Source organism: Gryllotalpicola sp. CP2-P1 (assembly GCF_057512245.1).
Map to the genome: position 1 here is coordinate 1 of NZ_JBLRDT010000051.1, position 15847 is coordinate 15847.

A 15847-nucleotide genomic window follows, 5' to 3' on the forward strand; every position below is an offset into this window, starting at 1 on the left:
ACCTGGTCCGTGAGGACCGCCTCGAACTCCTACGGCGCCGAGCGCACGAGCTTCCGCTACACAGCGGCCGCCGGCGGCCGGCTCTCCGACGCGATCGTCGTGACGAATCGGGGCGATGAGCCACTTGACCTCGGTGTCTACGCAGCCGACGGCTTCACGACCGAGGCCGGCCAGCTCGATCTGCGGTTGCCAGGCCAGAAGCAGCGCGGGGTGGGCGCCTGGGTGAAGGCCTCAGGGAGCACCGTCAGAGTCGCCCCCGGCGAGGCGAAGCAGGTCCCCTTCCACATTGCCGTGCCGACGGGCAGCGCGCCGGGGGACTACGTCGGCGGCATCGTCACGACGCTGACCCAACCCGGGCAGGCATCCGGCATCAACGTCGACCGCCGCCTCGGCATCCGCATCGCGCTGCGCGTCAGCGGCGCGCTCGAACCGGCCCTCGACATCACGGACGCGCGGGCGCGCTTCGGCGGCGGGCTGAACCCCTTCGCCGGCGGCGACGCGACTCTCAGCTACACGATCCGGAACACGGGGAACACGACGCTGTCGGCGACGCAGAGCGTCTCTGCAACCGGCCCGTTCGGGCTCTTCCCCGTCGCGGCCGGGAAGATCGCGCCGCCGCCTGCTCTGCTGCCGGGGGAGAGCCGGGAGGTCACGGTGCCGCTGCGCGGTGTCGCCGCCGCGTTCTGGTTCGCTGCGACCGCGAAGGTCACGCCGGCGTTCGTCGACGCGTCCGGCTCGACGAACCCGCTCGCCGCGGTCACGGCCACCGCGGCGGCGCCGGCCGTGCCGTGGACGCTGCTCGTCATCATCCTCGTGATCGCCGCGCTCGCGGTCGGGGCCGGCCTGCTGCATCGCCGCCGCCGTGAGCAGGCGAGGCAGCGCGAGGACGCGCGCGTGCAGCAGGCCGTCGAGCAGGCTCTGGCCGGCGCCGCCGAGACGGCGCCGGCCGAACGCTGACCCGCTATCGCCTGAACAGGCTGCCGCCCGAGCGCAGGCGGGAGAGCGCGTCGATGGTCGCCGCGAGCACCAGGACGGCGCCGGCGATGACGTTGTTGAGGCCCGACGGCAGGTTCAGCAGACCGAGGCCGTTGGTGATCACCGCGATCACGAGGGCGCCGACCGCGGCGTGCACCAGGCGCCCGCGGCCGCCGAAGAGGCTGACGCCGCCGACGACCGCGGCCGCGACGCCGGAGAGGACGATGTCCTTGCCGGCGGTGGCATCCACAGACCCGACGCGCGCCGCGGTGAAGAGACCGGAGCCGACCGCGAGGAACGAGCAGATCACGAACACCAGGAACCGGATGAGGACGACGTTCACGCCGGAGCGGCGGGCGGCTTCCGCGTTGCCGCCGACCGCGTAGATGTAACGGCCGAACTTGGTGCGGTCGAGCACGAATGTGCCGATCCAGAGCACCGCGAGCACGATGGGAACCACGATCGGAACGCCGCGGATCGCGATGATCGACGCCGAGCGGTCCTGGCTGAGCAGGAACACAGCAAGTCCGCCGAGAACGAGCAGGGCGCCCGCCTTGATCAGCACCATCGCGACGGGGCCGTTCGGCACGTTCGCCGCCGTGCGGCGGCTGCGGTCCCAGAACGAGGTCGCGAGCGAGAGCGCGACGAACACCGCGAGCATGAGCCAGCCGCCCCACACGGGCAGATTGTTGTTCATGAGCGCGACGATCGCGGGGGTCTGCACCTGGAAGTTGCCGCCCGCGCCGATGACGATGAGCTCGAGCCCCTGGAAGCCGAGGAACAGGCCCAGCGTGACGACGAACGAGGGGATGCCGATTCTCGCCACGAAGAAGCCGATGAACGAGCCCACGGCGAGGCCGACCGCGAAGGCGATGAGCAGGGCGAGGAACCAGTTGAGCTTCGTCACGTCGGTGAGCACGACCCAGATGCACATCGCCAGGCCGCCCGTGACGCCGGCCGAGAGGTCGATCTCGCCGAGGAGGATCACGAAGACGAGCGCCATGCCCAGCATGACGAGTTCGGCGGCCTGGGTGAGGAAGTTCGCGAAGTTGCGCTCGGTGAGGAAGTACGGGCTCAGGAACGAGAACAGGATGCTGAGCACGATGAACCCCGCGACGGCGGGCAGTGCCCCCATCTCGCCCTGACGCACGCGCGATAACCAGGCGCTGAACTGCTGACTGACGCCGCCTTCCTGCCCGCTGCCGATCAGATCGCTGACCGACTCGGGCAGAAGGGTCGTGGTGTTCGTGGTCGTGTCGTTGCCGCTGGGGGCGCTCATGCGCGTGCTCCGGTCGGGTTGTAGGTCTTGCTGCCGGTGATGTAGCCGACGACGTCGTCGTAGGTGGTCTCGGCGGTCGGGACCTCGGCCACCATGGTGCCGAGGTACAGCACGCTGATGTAGTCGGCCACCTTGAAGACGTCGGCGAGGTTGTGGCTGATGATGATGACCGCGACGCCCTGGCTTGCGAGGCGCTGCACGAGGTTGAGCACCTGCTCCGTCTGCGCCACGCCGAGGGCGGCGGTCGGCTCGTCGAGGATCACCACCTTCGCCTTCTTCAGCACGGCGCGGGCGATGGCGACCGTCTGCCGCTGGCCGCCGGAGAGCGATGCGACCTTCTGGCGCACCGACTTGACCGTGCGCACGTTCAACGAGCGCAGCACCTCGGAGCTCTGCCGCTCCATCTTCCCCTCGTCGAAGGTGCCGGCGACCAGCTCCTCGCGGCCGAGGAACATGTTCTGAACGATGTCGAGGTTGTCGCAGAGCGCGAGGTCCTGGTACACGACCTCGATGCCGAGCGCGGAGGCGTCGCGCGGGTGGGTGAGGGACACGGGCCTGCCCTCGAACCGCACCTCGCCCTCATCGTAGGGCTGCACGCCGGCGAGACCCTTGATGAGCGTCGACTTGCCGGCGCCGTTGTCGCCGACGAGGGCGGTGACCTTGCCGGGGTAGGCGCGCAGCTCGACGCCGCGCAGCACGTTCACGGGGCCGAAGCTCTTGATGACCCCCGTCAGCTCGATGATGGGAGTGTCCATGTGGGGATTCCTAACTCGTGGCGAAAGGAGGGGCCGGAGGCCGACTGAAACGGCACCCCGACCCCTCGTCTCGGTGTGGGTTGCGACTACTTGACGCCGTTGGCGGCGCAGGCTGCGGCGACCGCGCCGGTGCAGAGGTCCGACGCCGAGGCGTCACCGGCCTGGACGACCTTCTCGACGTCCTTCGGGCCGACGAGCACCGGAGTGACGGCGATGTAGGGCGTGCCGTCGTCGAGTTTCTTGTCGACGGTCGGCTTCTTGCCCTTCAGCAGTTCGATCGCGAGGTCGCTCGCGGCCTTCGCCTCGTCGGGGACGTGCTTCCACACGGTGCCCGTCTGCTTGCCGAGCAGGACGTTCTGCAGACCCGCGGTCGAGGCATCCTGACCGGAGACCGGAACCTTGAGGTGGTTCTTGTCGAGGACCGAGATCACGCCGGCCGCGTTGGTGTCGTTGGCCACCCAGACCGCGTCGACCTTGCCGCCGAGCGAGGTCAGAGCCTGCTCGAAATTGGTCGCGGACTTCGCGCCGTCCCAGACCCCCGGCGGCTCCTTCGCGGGCTTGATGCCGGCGGCCGACATCACCTTGTCGGCGCCGTCGTGGAACATCTTGGCGTTGCCGTCGGTCGGGTCGCCGCCCATGTAGACGACCGTCGCGGTCGCCGGGTCCTTGCCGGCGGCCTTCAGCCCGTCGACGATCGCCTGGCCCTCGAGCTCGCCGACCTTCTCGTTGTCGAACGACACGTAGTAGTCGGCGCCGGCGATCGGGCGGTCGTAGGCGATGGTGGGGATGCCCTGCGCCTTTGCCTTCTTCGCGACCGAGACGCCCGCGCCGTTGTAGTCGACGAGCAGCATCACGCCGCAGCCCTGCGAGAGCTCCTGGTCGGCGATGGTGGCGTACTTGCTCGTGTCGCCCTGGGCGTTCTGGATGTCGGTCTTGAAGCCGGCGTCTTCGAGGGCCTTCTTGAGGTCGGGCCGGTCCATGTTCTCCCAGCGGGGCGACGACGCCGCGTCGGGGAGGATGACGCAGGCCGTCTTGGAAGCCGCCTTCCCGGCGGACCCTGCCTTGCTGTTGTCGCCGTTGCCTGAACAGCCGGCCAGCACCAGTGCTGTCGCGGATGCCAGAACAGCGAGCGAAACCAATGAGCTGCGCTTCACGTCGCGCTCTCCTTCGATTGCTGTGAGCGAGAACACTCTCGCTGCCACGCTCGTCCTTGAGAGTGGCATAGGCATCATGCCTGAATTCGGCGATTATCGCACCGCAGAATTGATGCGGTTTCGCCTCAATACCAGTTCGGGGTGTGCGACATCTCGAACGACCAGGCCGCACACGGGCTGCCGTACGAGCTCTTGATGTATGCGAGCCCCCAGTTGATCTGGGTCACGTAGCTCGTCATCCAGTCGGATCCGTACGTCGCCATCTTCTGGCCGGGCCACGCCTGGGGGATGCCGTAGGCCGCGCTCGAGGGGTTGTAGGCGTTGACGCGCCAGCCCGACTCGTGGGTCCACAGGTCGTACAGGCAGCCCCACTGGTCGGAGCCCCAGCCGTGGGCGCCGAGCTGCGAACGGGCATACGCCTGCGCGGCGGCGGGGTCGGGCGTGATGCTCTGCGCCACCTGCCAGAGGTATGACGAGTTGCCGCCGCGGGCGGCCTCGGCCGCGCGCTGGGCCGCGAGCGCCGCGAGGTATGCCTGGTGCTGCTGGTACTTCGCCTCGAGCGACGCGCTCTGCGACTTGAGACTCGCCATCTGCGCGTAGGCCGTCTTGCTCTGCTTCTGCGAGGTCGCGAGCGCGGCATCCGCCGACTTCTGCGCCGCCTGCGCGGACGCGAGGGCTGCCTGCGCCTCGTCCTGCGCCTTCTTTCGCGCGTTCTGGGCCGACGCCGCCTGCGCCGAGAGCGCTCCGGCGACGTTCGCCTGCTGGGACGCCTTGTCGCGGAGGCCGGATGCCAGGCCCGTCAGCCTGCTCATCGCGCTGAGCCGGTCGAGAAGCTGGGATGCCTCGCCGTCGTTCAGCAGCAGCTGGGTGGTGAGCCCGCTGTTGCCCCCGGCGAGGTACAGCTGAGAGGCGATCGAGCCGAAGCGGCGGTCTGCCGACTGCGAGGCCTGCTTCGCGGCATCCGCCTGCGCCTGCAGACTGTCGGCCTTCTTGCTCGCCTGCTGATACGCCTGCTCGGCCTTCGCGTAAACGTTCTGCTTCTCGAGCGCGGTGGCGGCTGCGGCGATCGCCGCGGACTGCTGCTTCCGCACGAGTCCCTGCAGCTTGTTGTACTCGGCCTGCGAGGCGGCTGCGCTCTTCTTCGCCGCCTGGACCTCTGCCTCCGTCGGCCAGTGCTCGGCGGCGGCGGCGGGCGCGGCCCCGCTGATGCCGGCGACGAGCGTTGCCGCGATCGCGATCGCGGTCGCAAGCAGGGTGAGTCTCGTCCTACGCATCGCACGCCACCCTACAAAGACGCGCCGAGGGCGGCCGGTGGAACACGCGAGAGACGCGGAAATCCTGTCGACCCTCGCATGGGGGACGGGGCGCCCGAGTGCCGCAGCGCGGTGATTGACTTGGGCGGTGATGCAGCGATTGGTCCTGCTGGTGGCGATCCTCGCGTCGTTCGTCGCGTTCCTCGACGGCAGCGTGGTGAATGTCGCGCTGCCCGCGATCGCCCGTGAGCTCGGCGGGGGCCTCGCCCTGCAGCAGTGGGTCGTCGACGCGTACCTCGTCACGCTCGGGGCGCTCATTCTCGTCGCGGGCTCGCTCAGCGACCTGTTCAGCCGCACCCGTGTTCTGTTCGGGGGCCTCATCGGCTTCGGTGCGGCCTCGGTGCTCTGCGCGCTCGCCCCCTCTGCCGGAATCCTCGTCGCTGCGCGCGCGGTGCAGGGGGTCGCGGGCGCCCTGCTCGTGCCGAGCTCGCTCGCGATGATCATCTCGGCGTTCGAGGGCGAGGCGCAGTCGAAGGCCATCGGCCGCTGGACCGCCTGGACCGGTGTCGCGATGCTCATCGGGCCGTTCCTCGGCGGGGTGTTCGTCGACACGCTCTCGTGGCGCTGGGTGTTCGGCGTCAACGTGCTGCCCATCGCCGTCACGCTGCTGCTGCTCAGGCGCCTGCCGAAAGCCGCGGCACAGCCGAACGCCCGCATCGACGTGCCCGGCGCGGTGCTCGGGGCGCTGGCGCTCGGCGGGGTCGTGTTCGCGCTGATCGAGCAGGGGCAGCGCGGCTGGGTCGACGGCGTCGTCCTCGTCTCCGCGGCAGTCGGGGTCGCGGCCGGCATCGCCTTCGTGATCGTGGAGCGCCGCACCCGCCGGCCCATGCTTCCCCTGTCGATCTTCCGCGCGCACGACTTCGCCGTCGGCAACGTCGCGACCTTCGCCATCTACGCCGCGTTCTCGCTCGGGCCGCTGATGGTCGGCCTGTACCTGCAGCAGGTCGCGGGCCTGGCCGCATCGCTCGCCGGCCTGGCACTCGTGCCGAGCACCCTCATGGCGCTGCTGTTCGCCGGTCGCTTCGGTGCGCTTGCGGGAAAGCTCGGCGCGCGGTGGTTCATGACAGCCGGGCCCGTGTTCGTCGCCGTCGGATTCCTGTCGATGCTGATGATCAGGACCCCCTTCGACTACTGGACCCAGCTGCTGCCCGGCACGATCATCGTCGGCCTCGGCATCGCGACCACCGTCGCACCGCTCACCTCTGCCGTGCTCGGTGCCATTCCGCAAGCCCAGGCCGGCATCGCCTCGGCCATCAACAACGCGGTCGCCCGCGTCGCCGGCCTGGTGGCCGTGGCCTGCGCCGGGCTGATCGTGGGGGAGCGGCTCGACCTCGCGGGCCTGCAGCGCACCATCGTCGTGCTGGCGGTGCTGCTCGTCGCCGGAGCCGCGGTCTCGGGCATCGGAATCCGCGACGAGTTCCTGCAGCGCTCCGCTACGCCAGCTCCTCGCCGGTGATCTCCTCGCGGATGCGCCGCAGGTCCTCGAGCAGCGACCCGATGAGGATCCAGTGCGTCGGGTCGGGCCGGCTCACGCTGAGCGGCGCGGTGAGCGCAGGCGGCTCGCTCGGCGGGGCGGATGCCTCGGCCGGGGCATCCGCCGGCGTGAGCCTCAGCAGCCTGAGGTCGTGAGCGGCTCGCCGCGTCTCCTCCGCGAGCGCCGCGATGGTCGGCTCATCGAGAAGCTCGTCGGAGTATCTGTCGTGCAGCGTGCGGGTCATCGCGGTCGTGCGGTTGACGAGGTTCCGCAGCCGATCGCGCAGGGCTTCCGCCTCGGCGAGCCCCGGCTGGTGGCGGTTGCGCTGCGGATTGATCGACAGCGACTCGTCGGCGGCCTTGAGCGCGGCATCCGTCTGATCGGCCATGGGCCTCAGCAGGCGAGCGAGCAGCAGCAGCTCGTCGAGCTCGGCCGGGGTCTGCCGTACCGTCAGTGCGTGCGCGATGGCGTCGATGCGGTCGGCGATCTCGTCGAGCAGCCCGTCGACCGAGGCGCGGGCGGGCGCGATCGCGACGGGCGGCACCACGAACACGTTGACGACGAGGCCGATCGCGGCGCCGATCACCGTCTCGATGATGCGGTCGACGGCATACCCCGGCGTCGACGAGCCGACCGACAGCACGAGCATGGCGCTGATCGGGACCTGCACCGACGTGGTCGGCGTCAGCCGGAGTACCCACGTCACGGCGATCGCGGCGACGATCGACAGCAGCACCACCCAGTAGCCGCCGCCGAAGACCACGCCGACGACATAGGCGACGAGCACCCCCGCGATGACGCCGAGGCTGCGCTCGATCGCCCGCGAGAGCGACTGGTTGAGGCTCGGCTGCACCACGAGCAGGGCGGCGATGCCGGCGAACGCGGGCAGCTGGCCGGGCAGGAGGAATCCGGCGATCACCCACGCCGCGATCGTCGCAAGCGCGGTCTTGGCGGCCTGCAGCAGCGGGACGCGGGCGGAGGCGCGCAGCGAGAGCACGGTCGTCAGACCCTCCGGCCCTCGTCGTGGTGGCCGCCGACGAAGCCGAGATCGCGCAGCTGGCGGTACAGGCTCATGCCGTCGGGACCGTAGACCCACGGGACGTCGCCGGCCTCGGAGCGGCCCTCGGCCTTCGAGCGACCGCCCGCGAGCATCGCCTCGGTGGCGTAGAGCTGGCGGATCGCGACCGCTGCCACCGAGCCCGGATGCTGTTCGATGAAGTTCGTGTAGATCGCCTCGTCGTGCTGGCCGTCGTCGCCGAACAGCAGCCACTTGACCTGGGGGAACTCATTGGCGAGGCGCTCGAGGTTCTGCTCCTTGTGCACGCGCCCGCTGCGGAAGAACCGGTCGTGCGTCGGCCCCCAGTCGGTGAGCAGCAGTGGGCCCGAGGGGAACAGGTTGCGGGTGAGGAAGCGCCGCAGGGTCGGCGCGACGTTCCAGGGGCCGGTCGAGAGGTAGACGAACGGCGCGCCGCGATGCTCGGAGCGGATGCGCTCGTAGAGCACCGCCATGCCCGGCGTCGGCACCCGGGCGTGCTCGTTGAGCACGAAGGTGTTCCAGGCCGCGAGCATCGGGCGTGGCAGCCAGGTGACCATCACGGTGTCATCGATGTCGCTGACGACGCCGAACTGCGTCTCGGGTCCCACGATGAGCAGGGTCGCGGTGCTCGCGGTCTCCATGCCCTGCGGGCGCAGGGTGATGTCGTGGCGGCCGGGGGCGAGCTCGACGGGGATGACCTGGTCGATGACGCCGCCGCGATCGGGCCGCAGCACGTGCTCGACGCCGTCGATCTCGGCGATCACGGGAACGTCGTTGATCGGCACGCTGGCGAAGCTGCGCCACCCGCGCACACTCTCTTCGCGTTTGCGGTAGCGCGTGCCCGGCCGAGGATCCTTCGCGAGCACGACCCGCCCGAGCACGCGAGCCCAGCTGGGCGCGCCGTAGCCGGCGTAGGGAACCACCGTCGGCAGGAATCCCTTCGCCCTCGCCCGCCTGGCGCGGTAGCGGTTGACCGCGTCATCGAACTGGGCTGCACGATGAGGGTGTGTGCCGGGCGTTGACATCGCAGAAGAGTCTGGCATGCCCTCGCGACGCGCCGACTCAGGAATCCGTCAGAACGGCCCCGTTAAAAGCTGACGGTCTACACTCGAGCCCAGGAGCAACCGAAGGGAACCTCACTTCCGTGCCAATTCACGATCTCGCCAAGGATCCGGAGCGCTCGCTCGCAGCCCTTGTCCGCACCGAGCCGATCCAAGAGCGCAGTGCCGCGCGAGTGGACGCTCTGCTCGACGCCGCCGCCGCCGTCGTGGACGAGATCGGCTTCGACCGCCTCACCACCGCCATGGTCGCCGAGCGGGCGGACGCGTCGATCGGCACCGTCTATCGCTACTTCCCCGACCGCATCGCGCTGCTGCAGGGCCTGCGCGAGCGTGCGATCGCCCGTTTCCGGGTCGCACTGGTGCAGCGCATCGAAGACGTCCAGCCGTCGTCATGGGCCGAGGCGGTCGACTGCGCCGTCGATGCCTCGGTGAGCATGTACCGCTCAGAGCCCGGCTTCCGCATCATCCGCTTCGCCGATGACGAGCGCGGCAATGAGAGCGCAGGCGACGATGCGGCCGAGGCCGTGCCGTTCGCTCACGCGCTCGGGCAGGTGCTGTCGACCGAGTTCGGCCTGCCCGCCGGGGAGGAGCTCGAGTTCCGCCTCTCCATCGCCTTCGACATCGGCGACGCCCTCGTGGGCCGCGCCTTCGTCTCCTCCGACGACGGCGACGAGCGCTACATCGCCGAAGCACGCGCCGTGATCGCCGCCTATCTGGGGCGCTACTACAGCTGACCCGAGCCGACGCGCCGTGTCCCCGTATTGCGCGAATCGTTGCCAGTGTCAGTGGTGCATGGTCGGATTGAGTCGTGATCGAATTCCGCGCCGTCACCAAGCGCTTCCCTGACGGCACCCTCGCGGTCGACGAGCTCGACCTCATCATCCCGCCACGACAGGTGACGGTGTTCGTCGGCTCGTCCGGAAGCGGCAAGACGACCGTGCTGCGCATGATCAACCGCATGGTCGACCCGACCAGCGGCACGATCCTGATCGACGGCGACGACATCGCGACCCGTGAGCCGGTGGCGCTGCGGCGATCCATCGGCTACGTCATGCAGAACTCCGGGCTGCTTCCGCATCGCACCGTGGTCGACAACATCGCGACCGTTCCGCTGCTGCGCGGTGAGAAGAAGCGGGATGCCCGGGCCCGCGCTCGCGAGCTGATGACGGTGGTCGGCCTCGACACGTCCCTCGCCGACCGCTACCCCGCGCAGCTCTCCGGCGGCCAGCAGCAGCGCGTGGGGGTGGCGCGCGGCCTCGCCGTCGACCCGAACATCCTGCTGATGGACGAGCCGTTCGGCGCCGTCGACCCGCTGGTGCGGGTCGAGCTCCAGACCGAGCTGAAACGACTGCAGCACGAGCTCGACAAGACCGTCGTGTTCGTCACGCACGACATCGACGAGGCGTTCCTGCTCGGCGACCAGGTCGTGCTGTTCCGGCCCGGCGGGGTCATCGCACAGGCCGGCACGCCCCGAGAGCTCCTCGAAGCCCCGGCCGACGATTTCGTGGCCGAGTTCATCGAAGCCGGTCGCCCGAGGAGCATCCTGCGGTGAACTGGGTCGTCACCAACTGGAGCCAGATCTCGGACTACGGGCTGGCCCACATCTGGCTGTCGATCCCGCCCATCGTGGTCGGCTTCGCGATCTCGCTTCCGCTCGGGTGGGTCGCCAACCGCTTCGCGATCTCGAACGGGGCGCTTCGGCTCGTGCGTCCGGTGCTGCTCACCGTCGCCGGCATCCTCTACGCCATTCCGTCGCTGCCGCTGTTCGCTCTTCTCCCGTCGCTCATTGGAACGCGCATCCTCGACCCGCTCAATGTCGAGATCGCGCTCACGCTGTACGCGATCGCGCTGATGGTGCGCACGACGGCCGACGGCCTCGCCGCGGTGTCAGACGACGTGAAGCTGTCCGCGTCGGCCATGGGCTACAGCACGGCCCGTCGCTTCTTCGGCGTCGAGCTGCCGCTCGCCGGGCCCGTGCTGCTCGCGGGCCTCAGGGTCGTCTCGGTGAGCACCGTCTCGCTCGTCACGATCGGCTCGGTCATCGGCGTGAACAGCCTCGGCTTCTTCTTCATCGACGGCTACCAGCGCGCCTTCCTCACCGAGGTCTGGGTCGGCATCATCGGCACGGTCGTCATCGCTCTCGTGTTCGATGTGCTGCTCGTGCTGCTCGGCCGCTGGCTCATGCCGTGGACGAGGCGGCAGCGCGTCAGCCGAGCCGCACGGCTCGCCGCGGCCGAGGTGGTGGGCGCGTGAACTCGTACTCGCAGGCCTTCGCCTGGCTGGCCGACGGTGCGCACTGGGCCGGGCCGAACGGCATTCCGCAGCGGCTGCTCGAGCATCTCGGGTACACGGGGCTGACCCTGGTGATCGCGATCGTGATCGCCCTGCCGGTCGGGCTGTACATCGGCCACACCGGCCGTGGCCGCGAGGTCGTCGTGCCGTTCACCGGCGCGCTGCGCGCATTGCCGACCCTCGGCCTCGTGATCCTGCTCGCCCTGGGGCTCGGCATCGGAATCCTGCCACCGCTCATCGCGCTGGTGATCCTCGCCCTGCCGCCGATCATCGCCGGCGCGTACTCGGGGCTCGAGTCCGTCGACCGGCAGGTGGTCGACGCCGCGCGCTCGGTCGGCTTCACGGGGCCCGGCGTGCTGTGGCGCGTGGAGGTGCCGCTGGCGCTGCCGCTCATCGTCGGCGGAATCCGGTCAGCCTGCCTTCAGGTGATCGCCACCTGGACGGTCGCCGCGTTCCTTCCGCTCGGGGGCCTCGGCCGCTTTCTTTACGACGCATTACCGAATCAGGATTACGCGCAGCTCCTGGCTGGTTCGATTCTTGTGATCGTGCTGGCGCTGCTGGTCGACGGGCTCTTCGCCCTCGTGCAGCGACTGGTCACCCCGCGAGGGGTGCTCGCAGGGCGCACCGCCGACATCCGCACCAAGACGCAATCACCCACCCGAAAGGACCCGTCATGGCTCGCACCAGAAGAGGCCTGATCGCCGCGGCAGGCGCACTGAGTCTCGCCGCGCTCGTGCTCACCGGCTGCTCCGGCAACAACGGCAACCCGCTCTCCGACGACTCGGGCTCCAAAGGCTCGTCGGGCACCATCACCGTCGGCTCGGCGGCCTTCCCCGAGAACGCGATCCTCGCCTACATCTACGCCGACGCCCTCACGAACGCGGGCGTCAAGGCCGACGTCAAGCCGAACATCGGTCAGCGCGACCGCTACATCGCGGCCCTGAAAAGCGGCGAGATCCAGCTCGTCCCCGAATACACGGGCAACCTGCTGCAGTTCCTCGACGGGAACGCCACCGCGACCTCCAGCGACGACGTCTACACCGCTCTCAAGACGGCCGTGAAGGACGGCGGGGGCAAGCTCGACGCGGGCAAGGCCGAGGTGCTCGACCAGGCGCCCGGCGAAGACGCTGACTCCTACAACGTCACGAAGAAGTTCAGCGACGACAACCACGTCACGAGCCTCGCTGATCTGAAGAACGTGAAGACGCCGCTCAAGGTGGGGGCGAACCCCGAGTTCGCGACCCGCCCCTACGGCATCCCCGGGCTCAAGTCGGCCTACGGGGTGAGCGCGACGCTGACGCCGATCAACGACAGCGGCGGCCCCAACACCTTGAAGGCGCTTCTCGACGGCACCGTCCAGCTGGCCGACATCTACTCGACCGACCCGTCGATCGCGAAGAACGACCTCGTCACGCTCGCGGACCCGCAGCACCTCATCGCCGCGCAGAACGTCGTGCCGCTGATCGCGACGAAGTCCGCCACCGACAAGGTCACGAGCACCCTCAACAAGGTCTCGGCGAAGCTCACGACGAGCGAGCTCAGCGACATGCTCAAGAAGAGCTACGACGACAAGGAGTCGTCCGAGCAGATCGCCAAGGACTGGGTCAAGGCGAACGGCTTCTAGACCGCATCCGGAACGAACGCCCTCTGCTCGCGCAGGGGGCGTTCGTCATGCTCCGGTAATCTTGAATGTCGGCGCGCGGCGCCGAGTACGCAGCACGGAAGACAGGAAGCACGTGGCAGACGAGCAGACGGCGATGCGGGACAGCGACGAGGCGCGCGAGGCGCGCTACGACTTCGCTGCCATCCAAGACAAGTGGGCTCCCGTCTGGGAGGAGCTCCAGCCGTTCGCGACCGACGACCCCGCCGACAAGCGGCCGCGGAAGTACGTGCTCGACATGTTCCCGTACCCGTCGGGCGACTTGCACATGGGCCACGCCGAGGCGTTCGGCTTCGGCGACATCGTGGCGCGCTACTGGCGCCAGCAGGGCTTCAACGTGCTGCACCCCATCGGCTGGGACAGCTTCGGGCTTCCCGCCGAGAACGCCGCGATCAAGCGCGGCATCGACCCGCGCGGTTGGACCTACGACAACATCGCCCAGCAGAAGGCGTCCTTCAAGATCTACGCGCCCAGCTTCGACTGGTCGCGCGAGCTGCACACGAGCGACCCCGAGTACTACAAGTGGAACCAGTGGCTGTTCCTCAAGCTGTACGAGAAGGGCCTCGCCTACCGCAAGGACGGCAGCGTCAACTGGTGCCCCAACGACCAGACCGTGCTCGCCAACGAGCAGGTCATCGACGGCCATTGCGAGCGCTGCGGCTTCCTCGTCACGAAGAAGAAGCTGACGCAGTGGTACTTCCGCGTCACCGACTACGCAGACCGCCTGCTCGACGACCTGAACCAGCTCGAGGGCACCTGGCCCGCGCGAGTGCTGACGATGCAGCGCAACTGGATCGGCCGCTCGGTGGGCGCCGACGTGCGCTTCACGATCGAGGGCCGCGACGAGCCGGTCCCGGTCTACACCACGCGGCCCGACACGCTCTACGGCGTGACCTTCATGGTCGTCGCGCCCGACTCCGATCTCGCTCAGGAGCTGGCGGCAGGGGCATCCCCAGAGGTTCAGGCCGAGTTCAACGCCTACCTCGAGAAGGTGCGCGGCACGACCGAGATCGAGCGCCTGTCGACCGAGCGTGAGAAGACCGGCGTATTCCTCGGCCGCTACGCGAAGAACCCGCTGACCGGCGAGCGCATCCCGATCTGGTCCGCCGACTACGTGCTCGCCGAATACGGCCACGGCGCGATCATGGCCGTGCCCGCGCACGACCAGCGCGACCTCGACTTCGCGCGCGCCTTCGGCCTGCCCGTCCGGGTCGTCGTCGACGTCACTGCGCCCGTCACCGGGGCGATTCCGGTGATCACGGGCGACGAGGTGCCCGACGACCTGCCGCCGGTGCTGCCCGACCCCGCCGTGACCGGTGAGGCGCTAACCGGCGTCGGCCGCCTGATCAACTCGGGGCCGTTCACCGGCCTGAGCAAGAACACCGCGATCGCGAAGGTGACCGAGGCGCTCGAGCAGTCCGGCATCGGCGGCGCGGCGCGCAACTACCGCCTGCGCGACTGGCTGATCTCGCGCCAGCGCTACTGGGGCACGCCGATCCCGATCATCCACTGCCCGAGCTGTGGTGAGGTGCCGGTTCCCGAGGACCAGCTGCCGGTGCGTCTTCCGGATGCCGCAGGGCTCGACCTGCGCCCGAAGGGGTCGAGCCCCCTCGGCGCCGCAGAGGACTGGGTGAACGTCGACTGCCCCACGTGCGGCGGCCCCGCCAAGCGCGACAGCGACACCATGGACACCTTCGTCGACTCGTCGTGGTACTTCCTGCGCTTCCTGTCGGCGAATGACGACACCCGCGCGTTCGACCCGGCCGAGGCCGGCAAGTGGGCGCCGGTCGACCAGTACGTCGGCGGCGTCGAGCACGCGATCCTGCACCTGCTGTACTCGCGGTTCATCACGAAGGTGCTCTTCGACGAGGGCCTGGTCGACTTCACCGAGCCGTTCATGTCGCTGCTGAACCAGGGCCAGGTGCTCATGGACGGCTCGGCGATGAGCAAGAGCAAGGGCAACCTGGTCGAGTTCGCGTCGCAGCTCGCCGAGTACGGCGCCGACGCCCTGCGGGTCACCATGGCGTTCGCCGGGCCCCCCGAGGACGACATCGACTGGGCGGATGTCTCTGCCACCGGCTCCTCGAAGTTCCTCGCGCGTGCCTGGCGCGTCGCTCGCGACGTCACCTCGTCGCCCGACGCGATCTGGAAGGACGGCGACCTGGCGCTGCGGAAGCAGACGCACCGCTTCCTCGCCGACGCCCCGGGCCTCGTCGAGTCCTTCAAGTTCAACGTGGTCGTCGCGCGCCTGATCGAGCTCGTGAACGCGACCCGCAAGGCGATCGACTCGGGCCCGGGCCCCGCAGACCCCGCGGTGCGCGAGGCAGCCGAGGTCATCGCGATGTCGCTGAACCTGTTCGCGCCGTACACAGCAGAGGACATGTGGCAGCTGCTCGGCTATGAGCCAACGGTCGCGAACGTGCAGTGGCGCAAGGCCGACCGCACTCTGCTGGTCGAGGACACCATCACCGCCATCGTCCAGGTCAACGGGAAGGTGCGCGACAGGTTCGAGGTTCCGGCGAAGATCGGCGCGGACGAGCTCGAGCAGCTCGCCCGGTCGTCGGCGGCGGTCGCGCGCGCGATCGGCGAGCAGCAGATCGTGAACGTGATCGTGCGCGCCCCCAAGCTCGTCAACATCGCGACGAAGCCCTAGCGCGCGGCGGGTCTTCCCCAGCACAGCAGCGTCGTCGGGCGCGGCATCCCCAGTCCGGATGCCGCGCCCGACGTCGCGTAGGCCGCGGCTTCTAGCCTCGCCGGGTGAGCGATTCGGAAGCGGAGCCCGAGGGGGCGCTGGCCCCGTCCGCGCAGGGCGGCGCACGCTGGCGCGTCGGCCTTGGCGCGGCCGTCG

14 protein-coding genes are annotated in these 15847 nt (G+C 69.4%); 8 read left to right on the top strand and 6 right to left on the bottom strand.

Going from position 1 to position 15847, the window contains the following annotated elements:
- A partial coding sequence (locus ACM2XV_RS06065; RefSeq protein ID WP_487026275.1) for a WxL protein peptidoglycan domain-containing protein occupies positions 1 to 957 on the top strand: 957 nt, incomplete at its 5' end.
- 4 nt (positions 958 to 961) lie between these two features.
- On the opposite strand, the gene ACM2XV_RS06070 is transcribed toward ACM2XV_RS06065, so the two are convergent.
- The 4 genes from ACM2XV_RS06070 to ACM2XV_RS06085 form a co-directional block, all read right to left on the bottom strand.
- Positions 962 to 2254: a sugar ABC transporter permease gene (locus tag ACM2XV_RS06070; RefSeq protein WP_344777462.1), complete on the bottom strand. Its 1293-nt coding sequence runs from the start codon at positions 2252 to 2254 to the stop codon at positions 962 to 964.
- Positions 2251 to 3009 (bottom strand): ATP-binding cassette domain-containing protein, encoded by a 759-nt coding sequence (locus tag ACM2XV_RS06075; RefSeq protein ID WP_487026276.1) that lies wholly within the window; start codon positions 3007 to 3009, stop codon positions 2251 to 2253. Before ACM2XV_RS06075 ends, ACM2XV_RS06070 begins: the two co-directional genes overlap by 4 nt.
- A gap of 86 nt (positions 3010 to 3095) precedes the next feature.
- Positions 3096 to 4163, bottom strand: coding sequence for a sugar ABC transporter substrate-binding protein (locus ACM2XV_RS06080; protein ID WP_344777466.1), 1068 nt, complete (start codon positions 4161 to 4163; stop codon positions 3096 to 3098).
- Between the two features lie 125 nt (positions 4164 to 4288).
- Positions 4289 to 5437, bottom strand: a complete 1149-nt coding sequence (locus ACM2XV_RS06085; protein ID WP_487026277.1) for an aggregation-promoting factor C-terminal-like domain-containing protein — start codon at positions 5435 to 5437, stop codon at positions 4289 to 4291.
- A gap of 130 nt (positions 5438 to 5567) precedes the next feature.
- Here ACM2XV_RS06085 and ACM2XV_RS06090 point away from each other — a divergent pair, with 130 nt between their 5' ends.
- A complete protein-coding gene (locus tag ACM2XV_RS06090) occupies positions 5568 to 6932 on the top strand; it encodes a DHA2 family efflux MFS transporter permease subunit (protein ID WP_487026278.1) in 1365 nt (454 codons plus the stop codon).
- Here ACM2XV_RS06090 and ACM2XV_RS06095 read toward each other — a convergent pair.
- Complete coding sequence (locus tag ACM2XV_RS06095; RefSeq protein WP_344777470.1) at positions 6910 to 7947, bottom strand: FUSC family protein; 1038 nt, start codon at positions 7945 to 7947, stop codon at positions 6910 to 6912. The genes ACM2XV_RS06090 and ACM2XV_RS06095 overlap by 23 nt on opposite strands.
- A gap of 5 nt (positions 7948 to 7952) precedes the next feature.
- Positions 7953 to 9011 carry an App1 family protein phosphatidate phosphatase gene (locus ACM2XV_RS06100; protein WP_487026279.1) on the bottom strand — a complete coding sequence of 353 codons (1059 nt, stop codon included), beginning with the start codon at positions 9009 to 9011 and terminating at the stop codon, positions 7953 to 7955.
- Positions 9012 to 9130: 119 nt separating this feature from the next.
- Here ACM2XV_RS06100 and ACM2XV_RS06105 point away from each other — a divergent pair, with 119 nt between their 5' ends.
- The 6 genes from ACM2XV_RS06105 to leuS all read left to right on the top strand — a co-directional run bounded on the left by ACM2XV_RS06105 (position 9131) and on the right by leuS (position 15652).
- A complete protein-coding gene (locus ACM2XV_RS06105) occupies positions 9131 to 9781 on the top strand; it encodes a TetR/AcrR family transcriptional regulator (protein ID WP_344777474.1) in 651 nt (216 codons plus the stop codon).
- Between the two features lie 74 nt (positions 9782 to 9855).
- A complete protein-coding gene (locus ACM2XV_RS06110; protein ID WP_487026280.1) occupies positions 9856 to 10599 on the top strand; it encodes an ABC transporter ATP-binding protein in 744 nt (247 codons plus the stop codon).
- Entirely contained in the window at positions 10596 to 11300 is a 705-nt protein-coding gene (locus ACM2XV_RS06115; RefSeq protein ID WP_487026281.1) for an ABC transporter permease, read from the top strand. Before ACM2XV_RS06110 ends, ACM2XV_RS06115 begins: the two co-directional genes overlap by 4 nt.
- Complete coding sequence (locus tag ACM2XV_RS06120; RefSeq protein WP_344777480.1) at positions 11297 to 12037, top strand: ABC transporter permease; 741 nt, start codon at positions 11297 to 11299, stop codon at positions 12035 to 12037. Before ACM2XV_RS06115 ends, ACM2XV_RS06120 begins: the two co-directional genes overlap by 4 nt.
- Positions 12013 to 12963 carry an ABC transporter substrate-binding protein gene (locus tag ACM2XV_RS06125; protein ID WP_487026282.1) on the top strand — a complete coding sequence of 317 codons (951 nt, stop codon included), beginning with the start codon at positions 12013 to 12015 and terminating at the stop codon, positions 12961 to 12963. The genes ACM2XV_RS06120 and ACM2XV_RS06125 overlap by 25 nt, the downstream gene beginning before the upstream one ends.
- Before the next feature lie 133 nt (positions 12964 to 13096).
- Positions 13097 to 15652: a leucine--tRNA ligase gene (gene leuS / locus ACM2XV_RS06130; protein ID WP_487026283.1), complete on the top strand. Its 2556-nt coding sequence runs from the start codon at positions 13097 to 13099 to the stop codon at positions 15650 to 15652.
- Positions 15653 to 15847 lie beyond the last annotated feature (195 nt).

Coding starts and splice junctions, on each gene's coding strand:
- ACM2XV_RS06070 (WP_344777462.1), bottom strand. CDS start 2,254: ATGAGCGCCCCCAGCGGCAACGACACGACCACGAACACCACGACCCTT.
- ACM2XV_RS06075 (WP_487026276.1), bottom strand. CDS start 3,009: ATGGACACTCCCATCATCGAGCTGACGGGGGTCATCAAGAGCTTCGGC.
- ACM2XV_RS06085 (WP_487026277.1), bottom strand. CDS start 5,437: ATGCGTAGGACGAGACTCACCCTGCTTGCGACCGCGATCGCGATCGCG.
- ACM2XV_RS06090 (WP_487026278.1), top strand. CDS start 5,568: ATGCAGCGATTGGTCCTGCTGGTGGCGATCCTCGCGTCGTTCGTCGCG.
- ACM2XV_RS06100 (WP_487026279.1), bottom strand. CDS start 9,011: ATGTCAACGCCCGGCACACACCCTCATCGTGCAGCCCAGTTCGATGAC.
- ACM2XV_RS06125 (WP_487026282.1), top strand. CDS start 12,013: ATGGCTCGCACCAGAAGAGGCCTGATCGCCGCGGCAGGCGCACTGAGT.
- leuS (WP_487026283.1), top strand. CDS start 13,097: ATGCGGGACAGCGACGAGGCGCGCGAGGCGCGCTACGACTTCGCTGCC.